At 52.7% G+C, this 21,925-nt stretch carries 22 protein-coding genes and 1 pseudogene; 7 read left to right on the forward strand and 16 right to left on the reverse strand.

Features of this window, described 5'->3' with window-relative positions; translation table 11 throughout:
* Together C3F13_13010 and C3F13_13015 are read right to left on the reverse strand one after the other, a co-directional pair.
* The coding region (locus tag C3F13_13010; GenBank protein PWB51361.1) for a hypothetical protein at positions 1-839 on the reverse strand (839 nt) is incomplete at its 3' end.
* 27 nt (positions 840-866) lie between these two features.
* On the reverse strand, positions 867-2,600 hold the full coding sequence (locus C3F13_13015; GenBank protein ID PWB51362.1) for an alpha-amylase: 1,734 nt from the start codon (positions 2,598-2,600) through the stop codon (positions 867-869).
* A gap of 153 nt (positions 2,601-2,753) precedes the next feature.
* Here C3F13_13015 and C3F13_13020 point away from each other — a divergent pair, with 153 nt between their 5' ends.
* Complete coding sequence (locus C3F13_13020; GenBank protein PWB51363.1) at positions 2,754-2,993, forward strand: hypothetical protein; 240 nt, start codon at positions 2,754-2,756, stop codon at positions 2,991-2,993.
* A gap of 69 nt (positions 2,994-3,062) precedes the next feature.
* Here the strand turns inward: C3F13_13020 and C3F13_13025 are convergent, their stop codons facing one another.
* Together C3F13_13025 and C3F13_13030 are read right to left on the reverse strand one after the other, a co-directional pair.
* Positions 3,063-3,572, reverse strand: coding sequence for a hypothetical protein (locus C3F13_13025; protein ID PWB51364.1), 510 nt, complete (start codon positions 3,570-3,572; stop codon positions 3,063-3,065).
* Between the two features lie 137 nt (positions 3,573-3,709).
* On the reverse strand, positions 3,710-4,465 hold the full coding sequence (locus C3F13_13030; protein ID PWB51365.1) for a hypothetical protein: 756 nt from the start codon (positions 4,463-4,465) through the stop codon (positions 3,710-3,712).
* 220 nt (positions 4,466-4,685) lie between these two features.
* Between C3F13_13030 and C3F13_13035 the strand changes: the two genes are divergently transcribed.
* Entirely contained in the window at positions 4,686-6,722 is a 2,037-nt protein-coding gene (locus C3F13_13035) for a thioredoxin domain-containing protein (protein ID PWB51366.1), read from the forward strand.
* Positions 6,715-6,966: a hypothetical protein gene (locus tag C3F13_13040; protein ID PWB51367.1), complete on the forward strand. Its 252-nt coding sequence runs from the start codon at positions 6,715-6,717 to the stop codon at positions 6,964-6,966. Before C3F13_13035 ends, C3F13_13040 begins: the two co-directional genes overlap by 8 nt.
* A gap of 12 nt (positions 6,967-6,978) precedes the next feature.
* On the opposite strand, the gene C3F13_13045 is transcribed toward C3F13_13040, so the two are convergent.
* From C3F13_13045 to C3F13_13070, 6 genes are all read right to left on the reverse strand, one after another.
* On the reverse strand, positions 6,979-7,740 hold the full coding sequence (locus C3F13_13045; protein ID PWB51368.1) for a hypothetical protein: 762 nt from the start codon (positions 7,738-7,740) through the stop codon (positions 6,979-6,981).
* A 55-nt stretch (positions 7,741-7,795) separates the two neighbouring features.
* Positions 7,796-8,335: an isoprenylcysteine carboxyl methyltransferase gene (locus tag C3F13_13050; GenBank protein PWB51369.1), complete on the reverse strand. Its 540-nt coding sequence runs from the start codon at positions 8,333-8,335 to the stop codon at positions 7,796-7,798.
* 15 nt (positions 8,336-8,350) lie between these two features.
* Positions 8,351-8,920 (reverse strand): hemerythrin, encoded by a 570-nt coding sequence (locus tag C3F13_13055; GenBank protein PWB51370.1) that lies wholly within the window; start codon positions 8,918-8,920, stop codon positions 8,351-8,353.
* Between the two features lie 193 nt (positions 8,921-9,113).
* Positions 9,114-9,683 carry a hemerythrin gene (locus C3F13_13060; protein PWB51371.1) on the reverse strand — a complete coding sequence of 190 codons (570 nt, stop codon included), beginning with the start codon at positions 9,681-9,683 and terminating at the stop codon, positions 9,114-9,116.
* A 301-nt stretch (positions 9,684-9,984) separates the two neighbouring features.
* Positions 9,985-10,557: a hypothetical protein gene (locus C3F13_13065; GenBank protein ID PWB51372.1), complete on the reverse strand. Its 573-nt coding sequence runs from the start codon at positions 10,555-10,557 to the stop codon at positions 9,985-9,987.
* 24 nt (positions 10,558-10,581) lie between these two features.
* Positions 10,582-11,034: a pyridoxamine 5'-phosphate oxidase gene (locus C3F13_13070; GenBank protein ID PWB51373.1), complete on the reverse strand. Its 453-nt coding sequence runs from the start codon at positions 11,032-11,034 to the stop codon at positions 10,582-10,584.
* 357 nt (positions 11,035-11,391) lie between these two features.
* Here C3F13_13070 and C3F13_13075 point away from each other — a divergent pair, with 357 nt between their 5' ends.
* A complete protein-coding gene (locus C3F13_13075; protein PWB51374.1) occupies positions 11,392-12,243 on the forward strand; it encodes a hypothetical protein in 852 nt (283 codons plus the stop codon).
* 270 nt (positions 12,244-12,513) lie between these two features.
* Here C3F13_13075 and C3F13_13080 read toward each other — a convergent pair whose 3' ends face one another.
* Positions 12,514-14,208, reverse strand: coding sequence for a DUF885 domain-containing protein (locus C3F13_13080; protein ID PWB51375.1), 1,695 nt, complete (start codon positions 14,206-14,208; stop codon positions 12,514-12,516).
* A 157-nt stretch (positions 14,209-14,365) separates the two neighbouring features.
* Between C3F13_13080 and C3F13_13085 the strand changes: the two genes are divergently transcribed.
* Positions 14,366-14,872, forward strand: a complete 507-nt coding sequence (locus C3F13_13085) for a hypothetical protein (GenBank protein PWB51376.1) — start codon at positions 14,366-14,368, stop codon at positions 14,870-14,872.
* A gap of 393 nt (positions 14,873-15,265) precedes the next feature.
* Here the strand turns inward: C3F13_13085 and C3F13_13090 are convergent, their stop codons facing one another.
* The 4 genes and pseudogenes from C3F13_13090 to C3F13_13105 form a co-directional block, all read right to left on the reverse strand.
* Complete coding sequence (locus C3F13_13090; protein PWB51377.1) at positions 15,266-16,006, reverse strand: isoprenylcysteine carboxyl methyltransferase; 741 nt, start codon at positions 16,004-16,006, stop codon at positions 15,266-15,268.
* Complete coding sequence (locus tag C3F13_13095; protein ID PWB51378.1) at positions 16,007-16,678, reverse strand: hypothetical protein; 672 nt, start codon at positions 16,676-16,678, stop codon at positions 16,007-16,009.
* Positions 16,679-17,431: 753 nt separating this feature from the next.
* Positions 17,432-17,610, reverse strand: a pseudogene (locus C3F13_13100) (DUF4256 domain-containing protein).
* Between the two features lie 284 nt (positions 17,611-17,894).
* Positions 17,895-18,476 (reverse strand): DUF4256 domain-containing protein, encoded by a 582-nt coding sequence (locus C3F13_13105; GenBank protein PWB51379.1) that lies wholly within the window; start codon positions 18,474-18,476, stop codon positions 17,895-17,897.
* 283 nt (positions 18,477-18,759) lie between these two features.
* On the opposite strand from C3F13_13105, the gene C3F13_13110 reads away from it, so the two are divergent.
* Positions 18,760-18,966: a hypothetical protein gene (locus C3F13_13110; GenBank protein PWB51380.1), complete on the forward strand. Its 207-nt coding sequence runs from the start codon at positions 18,760-18,762 to the stop codon at positions 18,964-18,966.
* A gap of 231 nt (positions 18,967-19,197) precedes the next feature.
* On the opposite strand, the gene C3F13_13115 is transcribed toward C3F13_13110, so the two are convergent.
* The gene (locus C3F13_13115; protein PWB51381.1) at positions 19,198-19,881 is read right to left on the reverse strand and encodes a hypothetical protein; all 684 of its coding nucleotides are present in this window, start codon (positions 19,879-19,881) and stop codon (positions 19,198-19,200) included.
* Between the two features lie 620 nt (positions 19,882-20,501).
* On the opposite strand from C3F13_13115, the gene C3F13_13120 reads away from it, so the two are divergent.
* Complete coding sequence (locus C3F13_13120) at positions 20,502-21,860, forward strand: hypothetical protein (GenBank protein ID PWB51382.1); 1,359 nt, start codon at positions 20,502-20,504, stop codon at positions 21,858-21,860.
* Positions 21,861-21,925: the final 65 nt, after the last annotated feature.

A 21,925-nucleotide genomic window follows, 5' to 3' on the forward strand; every position in this document is an offset into this window, starting at 1 on the left:
GTCGATTGGCCAGCCAGGACCGGGTAGGGGTCGATGGTGATCCCCGACTCAGCATAGATGGGGTCTTTGAGATTATGGAGAGACACGGGTGGGCGGAAGACCTTCCTGAAACCGCCGATCAAAGCAGCATTGGCATGGGCCTCCACATCGACGACTGGTGTATTGTCGGGGGGCAAGGGCTGTCCAGCAGGTGGGGTGACCGTCAGCGTGACAAGCCGGGTTTCGAAGGGAGCCATATCTGTCAGGGCAGTCTGGGACAGCTGGACGGACCAGCCTGGCAGGTAAGGGACGAGGCCCAGGTTGATGGTGACAATTTCTCCGAGCGGGTTACGCACTGGAAAGATCAGCGGGCTAGGTACACCTGGTTGGAGCAGCTCGATGACGTCGATATTGCGCTGGCTGACCTGGGGCTCATAGCCTTCTTCTTGCAGCAAGACCTGCAGGTCCAGGTTGCCGGAGAGAGGGGGAACCCAGTGGGTGCACTGGCTGAGCACCGAATGAGGCGGCAGCGATACGGGTACCGGTCCATTGATGGGAGTGAATGGCAAGCCCAAGCCGAAGTTCGCCCAGGAGAAGGTCGCTGCAGCCTCCTGCGGGGAAGTGGTTGAATTACGCAAGCTGACGCAGACCTCAGCTGGTTGGCCTGCCATGACCGGGTAGGGATCGATGGTGATCCCCGGATCAGCATAAATGGGTTCAACAGTCTCAATGAGGTTCAGTTGTTTAGAATTTTCAATTGATTGAGGATTTACTTGCGCAATCACAGGGATGACGCTGATAGAAGATGATAGTACCAGGATAATTAGCAATATTACTGAATGAAAAGGTTTAATTTTCATATTCCCCTCGCCTCCAAACTAATTATTTCATTCTGATTGTAGTAAAAGCATGACCGTGGCGTAAGGCGGAATCTCAGGTAAAGGCACATACCCCCGAAATACGCCATGATCAGCCACTTCCAGCGGTGCCAGCTCGGTTCCATCCAACAGCGATATCGCTGAATAATTACCCTGGGGTAAGGAGCTGGCTTCCAGGGACAATTGGTATTCCTGGATGGGAGAACCCGTCAGATTAATCACCGCCAACACCGATTCATTGGATGTAGTGCGCAGGCAGGCAAATAATCCGTTATTGGCGACTGACAGAATGTAAAACTCTCCCGTCCTGAGTGTGGGATGGCCATTACGCAATGAAATCAACGTGCGGTAATGCGCGAGGAGTGACTCCGGGTCCGCGGTCTCTGCCGAAACATTGTAGGTTGGGTCGACGACTGCGGGTGACCAGGGGACCCCAGTGGAAAATCCAGCATTGGTTCCACCGCTCCACTGCATCGGGCCGGGGACTAATATATCGGGCGGCTCATCCCGCATACCGATCTCCTCACCATAATATAGAAATGGCACACCAGGCAGTACAAAATATAAAGAGGCTGCCGCCTTGGCCTTGGCCGGATCATTCCCGATCTGGGTCATCACACGGTGCATGTCATGGTTGGCGAGAAAGGTGCCATACTGCCCGGAGGGGAACTGGCTGGTGCCCGACCGGAGCACATCGAGCATCCTGGACGAATTGCCGTCGTTTATGCTGGCAATCATCGCAAACGCCAGGTCGAACTCAAACGCCAGGTCGACCTGCTTGCCGGTAACCCAGGGGACCACCACGGCATCCTCCCTCCACACTTCACCGATGGTCATCGCTTCTGGTTTGATGCCCTTGTAAAACTCGTAGTAGTTGGCGAACCAATCATGTGAGCTCTGGGTTTCGATGGTCACCGAGCCTTCTTCGATGAGAGAGCCGATGGCATCCAGGCGGAAACCATCGATACCCACATCACTCAACCAGAAGCGGGTCACATTCTCCATTTCGGATGTGACATCCGGATTGGTATAGTTCAAATCGGGCATCCCCTCCCAGAAAAACGCATAATAATAATCGTTATTGAATGGATACCAAACCTGCTGGGCCCAGGGACCCTTCCAGCCGGGATCGACATCCTCCCAGACATACCAATCACGGTAGGGCGATTGAGGATCCTGCGATTGGATGAACCAGGGATGCTGGCTGGAGGAATGGTTGATCACCAGATCGGTAATGATTCGAATTCCACGGCGGTGCGCTTCATCGACCAGATGGCGAAAATCATCCAACGTGCCAAACAGCGGATTGACCGCATAATAATCCGTGACATCGTAGCCATGGGTGGATGGGGACGGGTTGATGGGCATCAGCCAGATGCCGGTGATCCCGAGGTCAGTGGTGGTATCCGGATTGCCATCATTCAGGTAATCCAGCTTTTCGATCAGGCCGTTGAAATCACCGATCCCATCCCCATTGCTGTCATAGAAACTGCGCACCTGGAGCTCATAGAAAACTGTATCGTTCCACCAGGGAGACCTGACTGTTTCCTGGGTTGGAGTCGGAGATAGCATAGGCGCCGCGGTCGGTATAGTCGTTGTGGTGGATAGGGCGAGCGTGGCGCTGGGTTGGACTGTGGAAGTAATTGACCGCGTGGCGGTTGGTCCAGCCATCGAGGTGCTATTGCCAGAAAAAGTACAGGCAGCTATGATCAGGACGAAAAGACATGCAACTATCTTTTTCAAAAGATTTCCTCCCCGATAATTTCCCCGATCAAACGTACCAGAAGGTTAATGCCGCAACGATTATTTATTTACTGCGAATTGTGAAAACTTCTCAAGCGAATTATACATTCATATTTAAGCGAATATAGTATTGTTGCGGATTTAATCTTCCACGTGCAACCGGAACTTACCTCAAGTCTCAGATTCGCCGCAGAAGGGCAGCTTGACACAGCTCAAAAACCTGTGTTGCTGCCAATCACTCACGCGGCCGACCAGGCTGACTGGCTGGTCTACCGCCCACGCCGGCTACTGCTGCCGCGCAGCTGGACGCTTTTAACGCCCGCCGCGTATCTGCTGCCTGGCCTTACCGACCGGCTGGTTGCCTCATTCCTTCCGAAGAAGAAAAGGAGCTAAAACACAAAAACCGCCTGGGCAGGCGGTTTTCATATCTGTGAATATCTCTTTACCGGATTCTATCTGGGTTCATGCCAGAACCCGAGCTTTTGCTTCAGCTGCCGCTTCTTCCATGGCCTCGAACAGATCCCTGGCATCGTCAGGGGTCAGGTTCTCATCGAGCAGCGGCAGGTAGACCTCCTCTTCTTTCGCGAAGTGGACCTTCACCAGGGTATAGAGACCGTACAGGATGCGCTTCAGCTCGTTTGCTTGACCGGCACCGATCTCCGTCGCTGAAACTTGATCTCTAATCGCACCCAATTCTCGGGTCAGCTGTTCCACTTCTACGTGGTCATGGCTCATGGTGGCAGTGGCATAAGGTGAGCCCATCACTTTTTGCACAGCCGGATAAAGGGCGGCTTCTTCAGCCTGAGCATGGGGGAGCAGATGCGCAGACAGGAATTCGTACGACTCATCAATCAAATCGAGACTGGCCTGGCTGAGTACACCATGCACTGACAATCCCGCAAGTTTCAACGATTCGATGTGGGGGAACAATTCTTTATGTTCGTCTCGCAGGGGTTGGGTTAGGGTAGTCATTTTATTCTCTCCTTGGTTATATGTTATGGCTCTACTATACCCATCAAGGTGGATTCATTCCATGATGTACATCAATTAAGTGCATATAAAATAAAAAGTGCGGAGGATCATCCGCACTTCACTGAATTCCGGCGAGGTTATTCCAATTCGCTACCAGCGATCTCTTGTAAGCTATCCAGGTTTGTCACGGCTACCCATTCCCGCCCCGATTTTATCAAACCATCCCTTTGGAATTGACTCATCACCCGACTGGCAGTCTCGGTGGTCGCTCCGGCCATCCCTGCCAGGTCTTCGCGTGAAAGGGGTACCTGCAGCAGCAACCCATGCTCACCCTGCTCACCGAACTTCTCAGCCAGCATAAGCAGCAGGCTGGCAATGCGGCTCTCGATAGGCATGGCACTCAGCTGGTGAACCCTCTCATTGGCGGCGAGCAATCGCCTGGCCATGATCTCGATCATTTTCAACGAAACGCTCGGGTAGCAGCCTAATACCTGTTGAAATTTTGCCCGGCTGATGCCCAGGATGCAGCAATCCGTTTGAGCCTGGGCGGTATCTGGATACACATCTTTGCCCTGCATCGAGTGAGCCCCGAAGTATTCGCCGGAAGTGAGCAGATCGAGCAGGATGTCCCTGCCGGTCATGGAGTGGCGCAGCAGCTTCACTCGCCCGTCTGCAACGACAAAGAATTGCTCGGCTGGCTCAGCCGACAGGTAAATGGTTTCATCGATCCGGTAGTCCTGCTGGTGGAACAGGGAGTTAACCCAGGCAAGATCCGCTGCGTGGAGATCCTGGAAGAATGGCACCTTCCCGAGGATGCTCAGGCGCTCTGAAATGGTGCACTGGCTCACCTCGGTGGTCTTGATCTCCAGCGGGGATCGTTTCCTCGCAGCCATAACCCGGATTATACCGCCATCAACGCTGGAGAAACCACTGAATAGGATGGTGGAGGTATTTATCAGTTAGGCTGACACAGGCAAAAATACAAAACGAGATCCGAAAATGTGATTCATTCAGCCTGGAAGAAGTTCTTCTACTAAGCTTCAGTACGGCAGGTGTATTTCTGGCTCATTCCAAGTGTAAGCATCGCCGGTCTCAGCAGGTATAATCACCGGCATGACAAATCACCTTGCAAACGCATCCTCACCCTACCTGCTGCAGCACGCTAACAACCCGGTGGATTGGTATCCATGGGATGACGAAGCCCTGCAAAGAGCCAGGCAAGAGGATAAACCCATTTTCCTCAGCATCGGGTATGCTGCCTGCCACTGGTGCCATGTGATGGCCCATGAATCCTTCGAAGATCCTGCAATCGCGGCTCTAATGAATGCCAGTTTTGTGTGCATCAAGGTGGACCGGGAGGAACGGCCTGATCTGGATAGCATCTTCATGAACTTCCTGGTCAGCACCACCGGGCAAGGCGGCTGGCCCATGAGCGTATTTCTCACCCCCGAAGGCAGACCCTTCTATGCTGGCACTTACTTTCCCCCGGTGCGCCACTCCAACCTGCCCGCCTTCAGCGAAGTGCTCGAGGCCGTAGCCAGGCTGTGGCGCACAGACCGGGCGGGTATCCTATCCAGCAGTGAAAACCTGACCCGCTCCCTGGTAGCCCAGCGTAATCCAAGCTCAGCGGGCAAGCCCATCGAGCTGCAGCTGCTTGGCGAGGCAGTGCAGGGGATATCCGATGCCTACAACTGGCAGAACGGTGGTTGGGGAGCGGCGCCCAAGTTCCCCCAGCCGATGACCATCGAGTTCCTGCTGCGCCAGGCCTCGCGTGGCGACCAGACCAGCCTGGAGTTAGCCATCCACGCCTTGCACGCCATGGCCAGGGGCGGCATGTATGACATGCTGGGTGGGGGCTTCGCCCGCTACTCGGTTGACCCAACCTGGCTGGTCCCGCACTTTGAGAAGATGCTGTATGACAATGCCCAGCTGGCGCTTACCTACTTGCATGCTTACCAGCTGACCGGGGAAATCGCCTTCCGGGAAGTATGCGAAGCCACCCTGGATTTCATCCTGCGCGAGATGACCCACCCGCTGGGAGGCTTCTATTCCAGCCTGGATGCCGATTCGGAGGGTGAAGAGGGCAAATATTACCTGTGGACGCCTGAAGAGATCCGGGGATCTGCCCTATCTGACGATGATGCTCAGCTATTGATCGAGGCCTACGGTGTCACTGCAAGCGGAAATTTCGAGGGAAGGAACATCCTGCGCCGGGTGATGACTGATGAACAGCTGGCGAGCCAGTTCCATGCTGAAGCTGGCACCATCGCATGCAAGCTGCGAAAATTGAGCAAGAGCTTGTTCAACGAGCGCCAGAAGCGGCTGCGCCCGGCTACGGATGATAAGGTGCTGGTCTCCTGGAACGCATTGGCCCTGGCAGCCTTCTCGGAAGCGGGAAAGGCCCTGAACCGAGCGGATTACCTGCAGGCAGCCGTCTCGAACGCAGACTTCATCCTCCAGCATATGCTCCAGGATGGCAGGTTGAGGCACTCCTGGCGGGCAGGCCAGGCGAAGGTGGCTGCATTCCTGGAGGATTACGCTGGCCTGGGGCTGGGCTTGCTGTCGTTATACCAAGCGGATCCCGATCCCCGCTGGTACCAAGCAGCCTTGGATTTGTTAGAGCAAATCATAACGCATTTTCGGGACCCAGCCGGCGGTTTTTATGACACCTCCGACGAGGGTGAAGCTTTACTCTACCGCCCGCACGACCTGCAGGATAATGCCACCCCGTCTGGCAATGCCCTGGGAGTCCAGCTGCTGCTCAAGCTGGCTGCATTTGAAGGTCGCTCAGACTGGCAATCTATTGCGCAAGGGATGTTGGAAGCCAACCTCAGCCTGGTGATGCGCTACCCCACGGCATTTGCCGGATGGTTATCTGCCCTCGATTTCGCCCTCGGACCGATTCACCAGGTGGCCGTCCTGGGTGAACCTGATGACCCCCTCACCGGGGCATTGTTGTCGGCTGTCTACCAAAGATATCAACCCCGCCTTGTATTGGCGGCTTCCACCTGGCCGCCTCCCGCTGGCACGCCTGCCTTATTAGCTGAGCGCCCACTGTTGGATGAAAAACCCACTGCATATGCCTGTGAGGGATTCGTCTGCCAGCAGCCGACGAATGACCCCCAGGTGCTGCTAAAACAGCTTGGGTAGGCAAAGACCTGATAACATTCAGGTAACTACCCTGCAAGTTGCAATATGTACTGGCATCCTGCTCGCTGTGGATGTCGTGCTGAGCTTGTTGGCCAGACGCTTCATCAGCCGGGAGGATTTCAGGCACCTGCGCTTCACCCTGGCAGTGTTAGTCTTTGCCATCTTCGAGAAGGCTTTCAATTGGGGGGTGATCTTACTGGCAAGGAAAGCGATTTTGAGTTTACGCCGACCAGCCTTCGGTTAGCTTTCCAAATACTTAATCCTTCGTAGCTGCATATTCCCAAATTTCATAGGTTTTTTTCACCCTGAAGCCCAGCTTTTGGGCTACACGCGACGAAGGTTCGTTATCAACATCGCAGCTCCAATAAGCCTGGTAGCCGCGTTGCGCCAGGAGATGAATAAGATGCGCTACCGCAATAGGAGCATAGCCCCTGCCGCGGTACGGTTCGTGTGTTACTGCACCAATCTCAGCATTACCAGCCCCAAACGCGGACGCATAAGCTTCGACCAGGATCTCGTCATCGTGCATGAGGCAGATTCCAAGGCCGTTCTGCAGGAAATTCTCAAGGCTGCCACAGTAGAAGGCCATGTCACCGCACCACAGGCAACGCTCAAGCAAAGTTCGATCGATTTTCTGGATTCGGCAGCCAGGCGGAGTACGGCTACGAAAATCTTCAAGGGCGGATGAATGTGGGTCGCAATCGTAGAATTCAAGCCTTGGGTAGATCCGGTCGCATTCCGGGAGAGATAGATCCGTGTGGCTGCGGATTAACCAAACAACTCCTGCCTGCTTGAAGGCCTGAACAGACTTAGCAATGAAATCAAAACTGGCTGTGGTGTTCACAAAGGTGAGATACGGCTCAGTTCGCAGCGCACATTGCATAGGTCGCTCAAGGTTATCCACCAGGGCTCGCCCAGCATGCTGCCCATGGAGGACTGCCCATAGGGCGGGGTCATTCGGTAAGTGGGCGTCGAACAACTTCGGTAAAGCAGGGTGAGCTACAGGACATTCGAACATGGATATGCTATAAATTCATACGGATAAAGCGGCTTTTATGTTCACTGGAAGAATTTTAAAAAAGGAATGGAATGAATCTTTTGGTCTTCATCATATAGGCGTTGTAACTCTCACCAAAAATCACCTGGTTTTCTTTCTCCTCAAGAATAGCGGTCAGGTACAGCATGGCGGTGGCAATACCCACCAGGCAGAAGGTGAGCACGCTGATTTGTTTCAAGAACACTCCCCAGGCGAGCAGGAGCAAGGAGGTATACATGGGGTGACGAATGAAGCGGTAAGGTCCCCGGCTCACTACCTGAGTGGTCTTCTCGAAGGCCATGCGATTGGGATCCTGCACCGTCGCATCTGGCTTGCCGAATTTCCGCAGGGTCATTACACCGCTGATCACCAGGATAGCAGAAGCAAGTAACAAGACCCAGGATACCAGCTGCGCCAAGGAAAGTGGTTTTTTTAGCCATGCTCCAGCATTCAGCACCACCAGCCCAAGGATAGCTTCGAAGGCGAAGAAGCGGGGAAAACCATGGTGGCGTGGGTCAGCCAGGGCTTGCTTCGAGATAATGACCAAGCCAACGGATCCGAGCAGGAAAATGACCAGCTGTGCTGTGGTTATTTAACCCTCGTATGATTGTCGCGCATCCAGCTCAAGCCGCTCAGCCAGGGCGAGGTATTTGTGATGTTCGCCCTCACCGATCTCTTGATCTATCTGATCAGAACTGCTGTTGACCTGTGCTTGTTTTTCGGCCGGGATGATTTTGCCAGCCATAGGGAACAGGATGTAGTCTTCCTTTTGGATGTGCTGTCTGAGCAGCTTGACGTAGCCGAGTGCGTTGGTGACGATATCGTTAGAAGCGTCGATCTCGCCATTCGCGACCTTTTCTGCTGCCTGCCGCATGCTGCGTGTGAAGCGCCTGCCTTCCTCATGTTCGGCGAGCATCACCGCGATTGGGCCTGAGTCTGCTGGTAGACCTGCCGTGACCATGGCGGGAAACAGCACGCCTTCTTCTTTTCGATGGTGACAACCATCGGCAAAGCCTTTGATAAATTCTGCCGCCTCGATAAAGTAGGTAGGCTGCGCTGGCTCGCCAGAATTTAGCCGGTTCGCCCAAATATCCAGAGCAGCGATGACGCGTAAGATCACCTGGTGCTCTTCCATTAGTATGTCGGTGGCTTTCATGGGCATTCTCCACGAGCTAATTTAACTATGATTATATATCGACTGCATTCAATCGGGGAGCAATCAAGATAAAAAGCTGATAATAATTAATCAGTGGCTTAAAAATTTGTAGAGACGCTGTGGTCGAGCGTCTCTACAAACACCAACGAGAGGAGGGTGAAAAATGCTCTTGGATAAATGGTTAGCTCATAGCGGAGGGTTACCTGACGCATTCCTGGACAAGCCGGTCAGCCATCCCGTAATATTTCTCGTGTAATTCTGCCCCATTCGCCTCGTGCTCAAAACGCTCGAAGGCTTCAAGCATCCTTTTCTGCTGCTCGGGTGGGATAATCTTCTCCACTAAGGGAAACAGGGCGTTGTCTTCCTTGTACATATGCCGGCGCAGCAGGCTGACATACCCCAAGGCGCACAATACCACCTGGTCGCGGGCATGGATGTCACCCGACATATAACGGTCGATCACCTGGTGCAAGCGCTGAGCCAGCCGGCGTCCTTCTTCATGCTCTCCCAGCAGGGTTGCGATTACCGGTGATTCTCTGGGAACCCCATTTTCGATCAAAACCGGTAGCAGCACCTGCTCTTCCTTTTTATGGTGGTAGCTGTCGTTGAAGCCGTTGATCAAGGTTGAGGTGCCGCTGAAGAAGCGCAGGTAAACATCTTCGCCCCGGCTCAGGCGGCTGGCGGCTTTTTCCAGGGCAGTCAACACCCGCTCTATTACCCGGTGCTCTTCCATCAGAATTTCGGTTGGTCTCATCTGTCGTCCTCCCATCTGCTGAGATTGATCGTGATTGCTGACTCAGGCTGCTCTCTCGATCTGCCATTTAGCGAAATAACACAAGATTACCTGCCATTATTGTAATAAGTAATCTCCCCCACTGCACATACAGAATTGTTGGGTTTGGCCCGGCGTTAGATCTTCAGCCTCGCTGGGTTAGCATGAACCAGCAGGGTAGTAATCCGTGAAATGGAATCATCTAATTAATTGACCAGCGAATGACGGGAAGTCTGAAATTCCCCAAAACGTGCTGTATGGAATTCCTTTTATAAACCTTGTTGCTGCTCGTGCAACCTCACAGATTGGTTTCTTCCGGGAAGCCCCTTTCCAGGTTCGTTGTGATCGGTTGGATGATATATCTTTTTATGGCTGCCTGTATATCCTGGGTATCGCTGAAGCGGTCGTACTTCACCTGGAAGGCAAAGAAATCTGCCGGGTAGATGCCGGTGACCTTTCCCCACAGGATACCTTCATAATTATCGATAATCTCGACGTTCTGGTTCTTGATCACTTTCAGGCAGAATTCTTCCACCCAGGCGTATTTCTCAGGCTGGGTATGCACCATGACGATCATGGACGGTTCCACCGAGAAGGGACTCCGGCGGGCAAATAAACCGGCATCGACCACAGAGACGAGCTGGACGGCAGCTTCCCGGCCGCCCAGGATCAAGCCATAGTAGGGTGGGATGAACGGCGCGGCTTTATGCCTGGGGAAATAATAATTCTCAATGTTGAGGGAGAAACCCTCTGGGAAGAAATCCGCCGGAAGCAGCTCGGGGATATGCTCGTAGATCTGCCTGAGGCCGTCAAAAAACTGGTTAAACCAGGACATGCTCGCTTCGAAGCGGGTTTTATCGCGATTCTTCATCAGGTTTGCCTCCTGGCAGCTGGCTTACTTGGGTGGTGGGCCAAGCTTCGAGTAATCCACCGTCAGCCAACGCTCGGGTTTGATACGCAGCCATAGATCAGTCTTCCAATTCTCACCCTGGCTGACATCTTTAAAATAGGCTTCGCCCCCCTCAGCACCGAAGTAACGGAGTGCCATCGGGTGAATGTCCCGCTCCAGATCCACTGGTTCGATGATGAATGGCCCTTCGATGGAGACATACTTATACATTGGAGGGTTGGGGTCTTGCACGCAGAAACTGATCCGCTTCGTTTTTCGGAGCAGCTGAGCTTTACGGGTCTTGGCGCCCGTCCAGACGCACACCTCACCACCCGGCTGGTAGTGATACCACACAGGGACAGTGAGTGGGCCGCGCCCGTCCTCGGAAATGCTGATGATACCGACCCGCGTTTCTGCCAGGAAGGCTTCTCGTTCTTCAACGGTCATTTTGGTGTCCATATCACCTCCATGATTGGCAGCTTCAGGTAGCCCGCATGTCTGTGCTACGGGATTTATCTCGAGCTGTGTGAGCAAAATGGCAAATATTGATTATTTATCAATTAATTCTGACTCTACCAGGCATGTTTCACACGTGCTGTAGATATTATACAATACCAGCGGAAAGCTAATTTTATGAGTGAAACTCAGAGAGCTGTCCGGTTCGTAAGGACGAGTCCTGTCTATCAAAGCCTTCGTGGTATCATGTTCAAGGTGATTTTTGCTCCCTGGGGTAAAATTCACCTCATCCGATCATCGGCGAGTCACACCAGTGTGAATTCATTCATAATATCACGGGACTTCGAATCGAGGGATTGCATGTCAGATCAAATCCGTAGTGTTTCGCAAATCGTCACCCCCATCCAGGTAATTGAAGGTGCCGGGGTATTACTCAAGCGCTCAATCGCCACCCGCACGCTTGACTATCTCGACCCTTTCCTTCTGTTGGATCACTTCGGCTCGGATAACCCGGCTGATTACCTGGCTGGCTTCCCGATGCACCCCCACCGTGGCATTGAGACGGTCACCTACATGCTGGCTGGGGAAGTTGATCATCGCGACAGCCTGGGCAACCAAGGCAGCATCCGTGGCGGTGATATCCAGTGGATGACAGCCGGCAGGGGCATCATGCACGAAGAAATGCCCAAACCTTTCGAGGGGAAAATGGAAGGGTTCCAGCTGTGGGTGAATCTGCCGGCCAGGTTGAAGATGACTGCCCCGCGTTACCAGGATAGCTCTGCATCCGACATCCCCGTGGTGGAGCTACCCGACGGAGGTAGCCTTCGGCTGATCGCCGGGCATATGGGAGGTCAATCCGGGGCGGTGACGGATATCTACGTTGATCCCACCTACCTGGATGTAGCCCTACCATCAGGTTCAGTATTTGCTCACAGCCTTCCAGCCGGGAACAATAGCTTTGCTTATCTATATCGGGGAGAAGCACGCTTCGGCAGCCCAGCCGTCCAGGCAGTTGCCCCTCAACTGGTCATCTTTGGTGAGGGTGAAGGGATGCAGGCCCAGGCGCTAGAGCAGGGGGCGCGCTTCCTGCTCGTTTCAGGCCAGCCGCTCGGTGAGCCAATTGCCCGATACGGCCCGTTCGTCATGAACACCCGGGCAGAAATCGAGCAAACCCTGCTGGAGCTGCGCAACGGGACATTCATTCAGAGATAGCTTATACGCTCCATCATCAATCGTAACCCCCTCCCGCCTCCCCCATTTAACAAATCGAAAATGGGGGAGGAGCTATTGAACTTCGCCTTTATCCCCTACCCGGGTTTCAGGGGAGAGGCGCGGGGGAAAAATCTTATTACCATGGAAAAATCTATCCCCTGCGCCCGAACATTTAGCTTGAGTGGGTTGGGGAAACCTGGTATGCTCACAACCAATTGAGCAAGTGGTTTTTCGGGTAAAAGACCGTCACCTTCAGCCCGACTTACAAGCTCAGGGTAAATTGGCCGTGATGTATTCTTCCACCATCCGCTCCAAGACGGAGAGCGGAACCGCTCCCTGCAGCAGCAACACGTCATGGAACTCGCGCAGGTTGAAGCGCTCACCCAGCCTGGTTTCAGCCTGCTGACGCAGCTCACGGATCTTCAGCTCACCCATCTTGTAGGCAAGGGCCTGACCCGGCCAGGCGATATAGCGGTCGATTTCATTAACAATGTTCAGCAGGGTCGAGGAGGTGTTCTCCACCAGGTGGTCGATGCCTTCCTGGCGGGACCAACCCAGGGCGTGCATGCCAGTATCCACCACCAGGCGGCAGGCGCGCCACATCTCGTAGCTCAGCCGTCCGAAGTCAGAATACGGGTCGGTGTAGAATCCAGCCTCCAGGCCTAAGCGCTCAGAATACAACGCCCAGCCCTCGACAAAGGATTGGTATCCGCTATAGCGCCGGAACATCGGCAGGTCGGCCAGCTCAGCCTGTAGGGCCAGCTGCAGGTGATGACCCGGCACAGCCTCATGCAGTGACAAGGCTTCGATCTCGTACAGCGGCCGCGAAGGCAAGTCATAGGTGTTGACGTAATACATGCTTGCCCGTGTGCCGTCTCCCAACCCCGGCATGCAGTACGCGGCGGTCTCACCAGGCGCAGCGTAATCAGGTATCGGGCGGATACCGTAGGGTAACCTGGGTAAGGTTTTAAACAGGCGGGGCAGCTCGCCATCCATGCGTTTGAGCACCAGGGCGGTTTTTTCCAACAATGCTTCGGGGGTGCTCACATAGAAGCGTGGGTCGGTGCGCAGAAATTCCAGGAAGCCCGCCATCGAGCCGCTCCAACCCGTTTTCTTGATCACCGCTTCCATCTCGCCCCGGATACGTTTCACCTCAGCCAAACCGGTCTGGTGAACCTGCTGGGCGGTCTGGTGCAAGGAGGTATAGTAATAAATGCGGTGGGCATAGAATGCCTCGCCATCCGGCAAGTCAGTTGAAGCGATGCCCTCCCTGGCAGCTGGCTGGTATACCTTGTCGACGAACTCCTGCAAGGTCTGGTAAGCAGGGACGATCGAGCGCAGGATGGCTTTTTGGGCAGCCTCAGCCAGTTTCTTGCGTTCAGCCTCGCTGAAATGGTCCGGTAAATGGGTGAACGGTTGGTAAAACACGCTCTGGGTCGGCTCGGTGACCATCTGGGCAGTGAATTGCTGGTCGATATCCAGCAAGGTGCACCTGGGAGGCAGGTAACCTGTGCGGATACCCAGGCGCATCAGCTCGATGTTCTCGAGGGTGTAGGATTTGAATGCTTCCAGGCGTGAAATATAATTCGCATAGTCGTCGAGTGTATTGAACGGCATGATCTGGAAGACGTCCGGAAATATCAGGTGAAAGCCCGCCGTGCGCGAGATGGGCAGGCGGTGGGCATTGAAACCGATCTCTGCACTGTCGTTCTGCACCAGGGGCTGGAACAGGTCATAATTCAACTGGTCTTCCCGGGTTAAGCCCTGCCGGTCGATAGCTTGCAGGCGAGTGTTGAACCCGTTCAACTGCTCACGCCAGGCGTGAAATGCTTCATCGGTGGCGGTGGGCAGGCGATCGTTGTAACGTTGCTCGCCAACATAGCTGGCCATTAGCGGGTCAAAACGCATCCAGGCATCCCAATGGTCCTGAAACAGCTGGTGCAGCGGTGAGGCAGGTGCGGTCATGTTGGGCTCCTTTTATTACGTGAGAGTGGGTATATAGATTATGCCACAGAATAGGCCTGCGAGGGCTGGTTCCTGCCTGGAGGGTTGTTATCCTGGGAGAAAATCTGATAAGATATCAGCGTTATATAGGACCTCAAACACCATCCTGGAGCAAAAGATGAACGTGTCAGAACCAGCTGAAAAAGATAGCGATCAATTATCACCTGGGCAGCGGCGGGCTGGCCTGTACAGCGCTTTCCTGATGCTGGTATTGCTGGCGTTCTTCCTTTATCAACAATGGGCAAACACTGGCTTTTTCACGACTGAGTTTCAATGGCCCGAGATGCTGGCCTTGTACGTCCCCATCCTGCTCTCCATGGCAGCGCCCATCCAGCGTTATATCACCGGCAGGCGTAGTTCTGCCATCCTGCTTGAGGCTATAGCTGATTTTTCGCTGGCAATTGGCTCATTGGTGCTGTGGATCGTTTTCCCCTTCGACTTCTCCCACCTGGCCGACCCCCTGCCCGCCAACGTACAGTTCTTAGTCAGCTGGATCAACAACAACATCGCCAGGATCATCCTGCTGCTGCAGGTGATTATTGGGGCTCTATCTGGCATCGCCCAGCTCAGGGATTATTACCGGATGAAACGCAAGGAAACTACATTACCCGAGCCACCTGGATGATGGGTAATCTCTATACTACTGGTTTCCTGCCTGATAATTGACCGCTAGCGTATCAACCGGATCAATATTCCCACCGCCAGGGCCAGGATGCTCATCACGATATCCGGACCATTAAGACCATATGAAAATAATCTCGCTGCACACTCAAATATCATCCACGAGGCTAGCATCAAGGTCCCTAATCAGCGTGTAAACCTGATATCGGTATCTAGCTTCGGTGTTTATATTGGTCTAAAATGGCAAGAGATAACCCTCATACACCTGAATAAGCCCACCGTTTTATCCAGACTGAAAGAGGAATTTAGCGAGTAATTACTTCAGCGATACCTGGTTTCGTGCCAGGGTGATTTGGATTTATGCCGTTGACAATGCTTCGGGGAGGGGTGGGTGACCTTACCAGATCCCAGGGATCAGACGGTACCTGACTTTTTGCGCATACTCCTTATACCCAGGCAGCTCGTCCTGCAGCATGCGGTCCTCCAGAGAGGTGCGGATGACCATAAGCACCCCGGCTGGGATGGCGAAAAGCATTGCCCACAACGAACCCAGCAGGAGGGGAACGCTGAGCACCTGGGTGAAGAAACCCACATAACCGGGGTGGCGGATATAGCGATATGGCCCGCTGGTGCACACCGCGTGCCCCCGCTCCGACTGGATACGGACAGCGGTTGAGAAATAAGCATTGCTGATCATCGCCCAACCGGTGAGCGCCAGGCCCAGGGCGTACCCAATGGCTGCCAGCACTTGCCATCCCATGGCGTATTGCCGCGACCAGCCAAAGCGGTAGTCAAGTGCGGCCACCAGTGGTACGAGGAAATATTGCCCGATCAGCCATGCCCCACCGATCCAACGATCCCAGCCTTTCACTTCCTTCGGCTGGGCACGCTCAGCCACCGTTTCGGGGCTGGTGCGCAACATGAATACAGCATTGACGGCCACACTCAGCAGGCTGATCCCCAAGTAGATCCAGGCAGCCCACCAATTTAATTGGCCTGCGCCGAGGAAAAGCTCCAGCCCCAGGATGACGAACATACTGAGAATCTGCACGGCACGCTTGATAATACCTCGCGTGACGCTGGGCTGCCCCTGGGTTGCCTGGATCTGGTGAGCTGAGCTCAATGGTGCCTTTTGCACTTACTTTTCGAACTGGAAAGTGTTGACTGCCTCGTCCACAATTGCGTCATATTCAACGCCAACCTCGTTCGGACGGGTATAAATAATGGTGTATTTGGTATCTTCCTGCTGGAAAATGTACAGGATTTGCTGAACTTCTGAATTTCCCACTGCATATACCACTGCCATGCGAATGTACTCCTCTCCATCGAGGGTGGTCATGCTTTCGTTGCTGATCAAGGTCAGGTTGGGATCGGTCCTCTTGAGCACCTCCAGGAGGGCGCTGGCATACTCGATAGCCGATAGGTGGTTTGTCTCACCAACAAAAATCAAGTTAATGTTGCCATCCCCAGCTTCAGGTCCGACCAGCCCCAGATATTTCAATCCGTAATCCTGGGGCTCGAACCCTGCAGGGGTCAGCATCGAAAAGCTGCCATCTGACGCGTAGTAACGGTTGGGATCGAGCGTGGGAGTGGGGGTGTGGGTGGCTGTTGGCGTCAGGGTTGGCGTGGGTGTTTGAGTTGGCGTGGAGGTGGGCGTAGGGGTGGGGGTGTTGGTTGCGGTCGGGGTGGGTGTCCAGGCTGCTGCAGTGGCGGTCATGGCAGTGGCTGTCCTAGCGGCCTGCTGCTCAGGCGATGGACCACAGGCGGCCAGCAAGAAACTTAGGCAGAGAATAAAGACGATTTGTTTCATCATACTTCTCCTAGTTGCTCAACCAAACTGCAAATTTTTATAATTCCAGGTGAATCCCCACTTTGACGGATGACTGACACGCTAGCTATGATGTGTTCGTACACCTTCTTCCTTACATCAATCAGGTAGACCGGCTTAGAAAACGAATAAGGGAATTATATAGCATAATTTAAATGTGTTTTTAACGTTTTGCCGATGGTCAAAGCGTAATAAAGCACGCAAATTTACATTTTTGCAAAATAAGCAGACAAATCCAAAAAGCGAACCATTTATTAACTTGCTTGTAGTCTGTCTATCCTCATTCATCTAAGCTAAATTTGCCTGAAAATCGCCACAAAGCTCTTACCAGGTATCTAATAACTTCTAGGGCTCAAAGATCGTAGACTTATAAAAAAGAGGATAAGCGAACCCAGCAAAAATAATAAGGCTAATCCAAGGTGAAGTGAAGCCATTTTTCCCACTCAACAGGCATTACTGCCAAATTGAAATAAGGTGTTAAATGGTGATAGCGAGAAAAAGTAGAGCAGCCTCTATGGTTAGCCATTTTACGCGAGGTGAAGATTGCCATCTATGTCTGAGTAATTTAATGACCGTCTCCAATCATGCCGGTTGAAACGGCTGCCACCGGCACAACTTGATCTGATAACCCATTTTCATAAAGCGGCCTTTCGGCTCGTTCAATGGGTTACAGAAACGTAATCGATGTTTACGCCGGTGATAATCTCAAATTAGAGTTTAGCTGTCTGTGGAAAATCAGACCCGTAGTGCGCCACGAAACGCCCTGCCACTATAAAAACAAGGCGCAGTGTTATGATACACGAAGACATGACCGAAGCGGTAATCAGCGAAGAGGGCGCCGCCGAGTTTTCGAATATCAGAAGGTGTTTTCAACCAGCTCTGTGTCTTTGTATCAAAATTTCCAAGTTTCTGCANNGTCCAGCACATCCCGCCCACTCACCTCGTCCATGAAGAGGAGGACGGCAAGTTCATCGATTATATTGCCAGGCACCTTTTCATTCAGATCATCGACCACGGCATCGAGCACCGTACCAACATCACCACCATCCTCAGCAGTCTCGGTCTCCCCACCCCCGAAGTGGATGGCTGGGGTTATCTATTTTCACATCCGGAGCGGTTTGAGTTGAAGGAAGGTACCCTGTAAGCTACACGGGATACCTATCGTGCAAGCAATAGAAGAATTATGAAAAGCCTACATTTAAACCCTTAGCGAGCCACGGAACCCCCTGACGCCATAGTAAGATTCTGCGCCGTTGTGATACACGAAGACATGGTCGTAGCGGCGATCGGCAAAGATGGCGCCGCCGAGTTTTCTAATTTCAGCAGGTGTTTTCAACCAGCTCGACGTCTTCGTATCGAAATTTCCAAGTTTCTGCAACTCCCGATATTGGTCTTCCGTTAATGGCTCAATGCCCATGGCAGCTGCCATATCGATAACGTTACCTTCCGGATGCAGCCCTTCCTTTTCTCTTTCCTCCTGCCCTTCGTGGTCATAACAAGACTTTCTGCGGCCTTTAGGGGTTTCCGCCGAACAATCATAAAAAATGTATTCCCCAGTTATTTGATCATGGCCAACAACGTCTGGTTCACCGCCAGTTCTTTCCATTTCATTGAGTGACCACAGTTTTTCAGGATTCGCTTCCAGCTTTGCCTGTACTTTAGCCCATTCAAGAGCTTTATGGCGGCTCTTGTTTTTCTCAAAACGGGCTTTCAATGTTCCAAGGAGTTCTTCATGTTGTTCTGCTGACAACTCTTTTTTTATGCTATTTATGTTGTTCATATCTTTATTTTATCCTTGTTGAATTGGCGCATCAAGCGATTATTTACCTTAATTTATTTCATAAACTCATCAACGGAAGCATCAAGCTCCCTGGCGAGTTTCTCCTCATTTCATTCGCCAATTTATGGCGAAGGTACTAATATGATGCAAACTGCTCCAATTAGTGATAAAAATTGAGGGGTATATTTTGTTGAACAGAGGGTTAGTATTATTTTCCTCCTCCTTCGACCAAGGCTGTGGTCCATTTTAAACTGGCTATATCAATAAGATTCAGGATGAATATGTGCTGGCCAACACGACCGAGCAGATGGCAGAATTCTTTATCCCTATTAAAGGCGCCTCTGAAGCATTGAGCTATGCACATATGATGACCGGTCTCCAGGCGGAATTCGAGCCTTCGTTCGACCCATCGCTTCGCTATTTGCAAGAATCCATCCAGGGAACACTCGTTACTGAAGCAGATGGGAGATACATCATGAATTTATATTAATCAAGAGGATGCGGTTGTGAACCGTGGATGACTTCTGAAGTCATGCTCGAGGCAGCCCGGGATGGAACGATCACCTGGAAATCTGCCAGGCCGGTTTACTTTACCACGGGCTTCAGCTGAGCTGATTGAGTTGCTGCTCAAGTGCTGATTCTAATGACACCAATTGTCACTTGACCATTGCTGCGTTGGGCAGAGATTACCTTTCTCCGGGCATGTGTGGCTGTGAATTGGTTAACTTACTACGGCTTCTATCGGGAAAGCACCAGGGTTCTTCGAGTAGAGCTCAACCAACTTTTCGTCATTATGCCCGTGGATCTGCTCGAGAAATGGGAAATCGTCCGGGCCGACATCCAGCCTGGCCAGCGGGCTGGCCGCTCGCTCACTGATCCAATGAGGAAAAACAACCTGGACGCCCAGGATTTGATGGGCTTCTTCTTGGACGAAATCGTCCCGCGGTAGGATGTAGATCATCCCCTGGCACCAGGGTTCTTGCTCCTTGACCGATTGGGTGATCGAGAAAAAATACATCGGCTCACTCAGCTGGCCAGGGGCTGAGCAAACCTGCAGGCAGGAATTGAACAAGCTCAATTCCCGGAAGCGCTTACGGTCGATAATGGCAAAGTAAATCACCCAGATGCCGTCTGTGGTAGCGTAGATCGCCTGTTGGTTGCTGAATGCACGCTGATCCTTTGCCTGGCGGGGTTCGACCGTGTTGATCTCCTGGTTCTGCGAGCCATGCAGCACCAGCTCTTTGCTATCGCACAGGTAGGTTAGGAATTCCCATTTGGGGTACGGCAGCCGGTAATCAACCAGCCCGCCAGATGGAGTGGCTTGCCACAAAGCTTCAAAAGCGGCCATTTTCTCAGGATTCAAGGTAAAGGTTGGCCTGGACAAGAGATAAGACGGTTTTTCCATAAGCGTTTTCAGGGTTACAATCAAATAATGCCGGTCTACACGTTATGGTCGCCTCAGTCCCAACGACGTCCGTACCATTAGCCCGGTTTCATACAGGCCAAAAAAAACCAAAGCATCATGTAACATATTCCCAAAGTTCACTTTCCAACGGAAACTGAGTGCCTGAATTATAGTGCATATCCACCTGCTCCCATCCGCAAGCGTGAATAACTCCCTGTTCGCCTTGCAGGCAAGTATCTCTTCATGGATCGGCCAAGCAGGAATTCACCATCACGAAAATACACTCTACCCTGGGATTGATGGCAGATATCGCCCACCATCCTGATTAGAATCTATTAATCCCTTGCCTATTGACATCTCCATTGGTTGGAATTATAAATTTTAGCACGTGTAAGGGGTGAAAATGAAACAGAGCATGTGCTGTAGCAATGTTGTGTTCCGTATCTATCAGGTGATCACTGGACTTGGTCTTGTTGCACTCACCTTATTGTTCGCTGTGCAGGTTTTACAGCGTATCTCTGCATATCACCCCAGGGAGGAGGAAGAGGAAATTCTGTTGTAATCCTATATTCAGATTCGCTGTTCGTCTCACAATTTACTAAAAATGATGGAGGAAAGAAATGTTAAAAACCTACAAAATTATCGGCAGTTTGGTGCTCGTTGTCATGTTGGCATCGGCATGTGCATCAGCTACGCCAACACAGAGTATAGCTGAAACACCAACTGCAACCACCGCAGCGGGAGCCGAAGCTACTGCCGTGCCCCCAACCCCAGCACCGACCGCAGCAGGCACCATCGATTGTGGTGGAGCAAAGTCGGGTGACACGATCACCGTGATGTACCAGTGGACAGGAAATGAAGAATCCCTGTTCAACAACATCATGGCACCCTTCGTGGCAGCCTGTGGGGTTAAGCTCTCAGCTACATCCACGCGTGACAGTGCCGTGTTGGATACCGCTGTCAAGAGCACCCCACCTGACGTGCTGTTCTGGCCCACTACTTCGCCACTCGCCTTGTATACCAGCCAGTTGCAAGATCTGACCTCCCTAGGAGTAGATCCCAGCAACTATGCGGACTACTGGCTCAAGCTCGGCACGGTCGACGGAAAGCTGTTGACCCTACCTGCCAAGACCGATATCAAGACCATCATCTGGTATAACCCGGCGCAATTCGCAGCCAACGGCTATACCGTACCTACCACGCTGGATGAGCTTAACACGCTGGTTGATAAGATGGTTGCCAACGGCCAGGTGCCATGGGCCATGGGCTTTGAATCAGGACCAGCCACGGGCTGGACCGGTTCAGACTTCATCCAGGACATCCTGCTGGCTCAAAAGGGGCCGGATTACGTCAGCGGGATCATCAATGGCAGCGTCCCCTACAATGATCCAGGTGTGGTGGCAGCTTACCAGCAGTACGTCAAGTGGGCTTCTGATCCGAAGTATACGGTTGGTGGCGCCGACGGCACAGTCAATACCAACTTTGCTGACGCCTTGCTGCAGCCCTTCTCCGACCCACCCAAGGCTATGATGGTCAAGCAGTCAGGTTTTGCGGGTGGTAACATCGCTGCGAAATATCCAAACCTGAAATACGGTACCGACTATGCCTTCTTTGGCTTCCCCGGCGCCCAAGGCGTGCAGGGAGGTGCTGACTATATGTACGCGTTCAACAACACGCCAGCCGTGATGGCTATGCTCAGCTACATCACAGGGCCAGTGGGAGCGGCCAACTGGGCTGCCACCGGCTTTGCGCTTGATCCAAATAAGCTGGCTTCAGGCAAATATCTCGACCCACAGCTGGCTGATATGGCCAAGATTCTGGAAAGTGCCAAGGGCTTCACCCCTGATATCGGTGATACCATTGGTGGAACCTTTGGTAACGCTGAATGGACGGCAATCATCAACACCGTTCAAGGAAAAGATATCCCGACTGAGCTAGCGACAGTAGCCGCCGCTCAAGCCGCATCACTCAAGAAATAACTCCTCAAAATGGGGGCGTGTATGACCAGCACGCCCCCTTTTCAATTTCATAGTGGGAGGGATGC

The organism is Anaerolineales bacterium, from assembly GCA_003105035.1.
Taxonomy (GTDB): domain Bacteria; phylum Chloroflexota; class Anaerolineae; order Anaerolineales; family UBA4823; genus FEB-25.

Bases quoted from the DNA above. Each gene is read 5' to 3' on its own strand.
- C3F13_13025 (PWB51364.1), bottom strand. From the start codon at position 3,572: ATGACTACCCTAACCCAACCCCTGCGAGACGAACATAAAGAATTGTTC.
- C3F13_13030 (PWB51365.1), bottom strand. From the start codon at position 4,465: ATGGCTGCGAGGAAACGATCCCCGCTGGAGATCAAGACCACCGAGGTG.
- C3F13_13035 (PWB51366.1), top strand. From the start codon at position 4,686: ATGACAAATCACCTTGCAAACGCATCCTCACCCTACCTGCTGCAGCAC.
- C3F13_13045 (PWB51368.1), bottom strand. From the start codon at position 7,740: ATGTTCGAATGTCCTGTAGCTCACCCTGCTTTACCGAAGTTGTTCGAC.
- C3F13_13055 (PWB51370.1), bottom strand. From the start codon at position 8,920: ATGCCCATGAAAGCCACCGACATACTAATGGAAGAGCACCAGGTGATC.
- C3F13_13060 (PWB51371.1), bottom strand. From the start codon at position 9,683: ATGGGAGGACGACAGATGAGACCAACCGAAATTCTGATGGAAGAGCAC.
- C3F13_13065 (PWB51372.1), bottom strand. From the start codon at position 10,557: ATGAAGAATCGCGATAAAACCCGCTTCGAAGCGAGCATGTCCTGGTTT.
- C3F13_13070 (PWB51373.1), bottom strand. From the start codon at position 11,034: ATGGACACCAAAATGACCGTTGAAGAACGAGAAGCCTTCCTGGCAGAA.
- C3F13_13075 (PWB51374.1), top strand. From the start codon at position 11,392: ATGTCAGATCAAATCCGTAGTGTTTCGCAAATCGTCACCCCCATCCAG.
- C3F13_13080 (PWB51375.1), bottom strand. From the start codon at position 14,208: ATGACCGCACCTGCCTCACCGCTGCACCAGCTGTTTCAGGACCATTGG.
- C3F13_13085 (PWB51376.1), top strand. From the start codon at position 14,366: ATGAACGTGTCAGAACCAGCTGAAAAAGATAGCGATCAATTATCACCT.
- C3F13_13095 (PWB51378.1), bottom strand. From the start codon at position 16,678: ATGAAACAAATCGTCTTTATTCTCTGCCTAAGTTTCTTGCTGGCCGCC.
- C3F13_13105 (PWB51379.1), bottom strand. From the start codon at position 18,476: ATGAACAACATAAATAGCATAAAAAAAGAGTTGTCAGCAGAACAACAT.
- C3F13_13115 (PWB51381.1), bottom strand. From the start codon at position 19,881: ATGGAAAAACCGTCTTATCTCTTGTCCAGGCCAACCTTTACCTTGAAT.
- C3F13_13120 (PWB51382.1), top strand. From the start codon at position 20,502: ATGTTAAAAACCTACAAAATTATCGGCAGTTTGGTGCTCGTTGTCATG.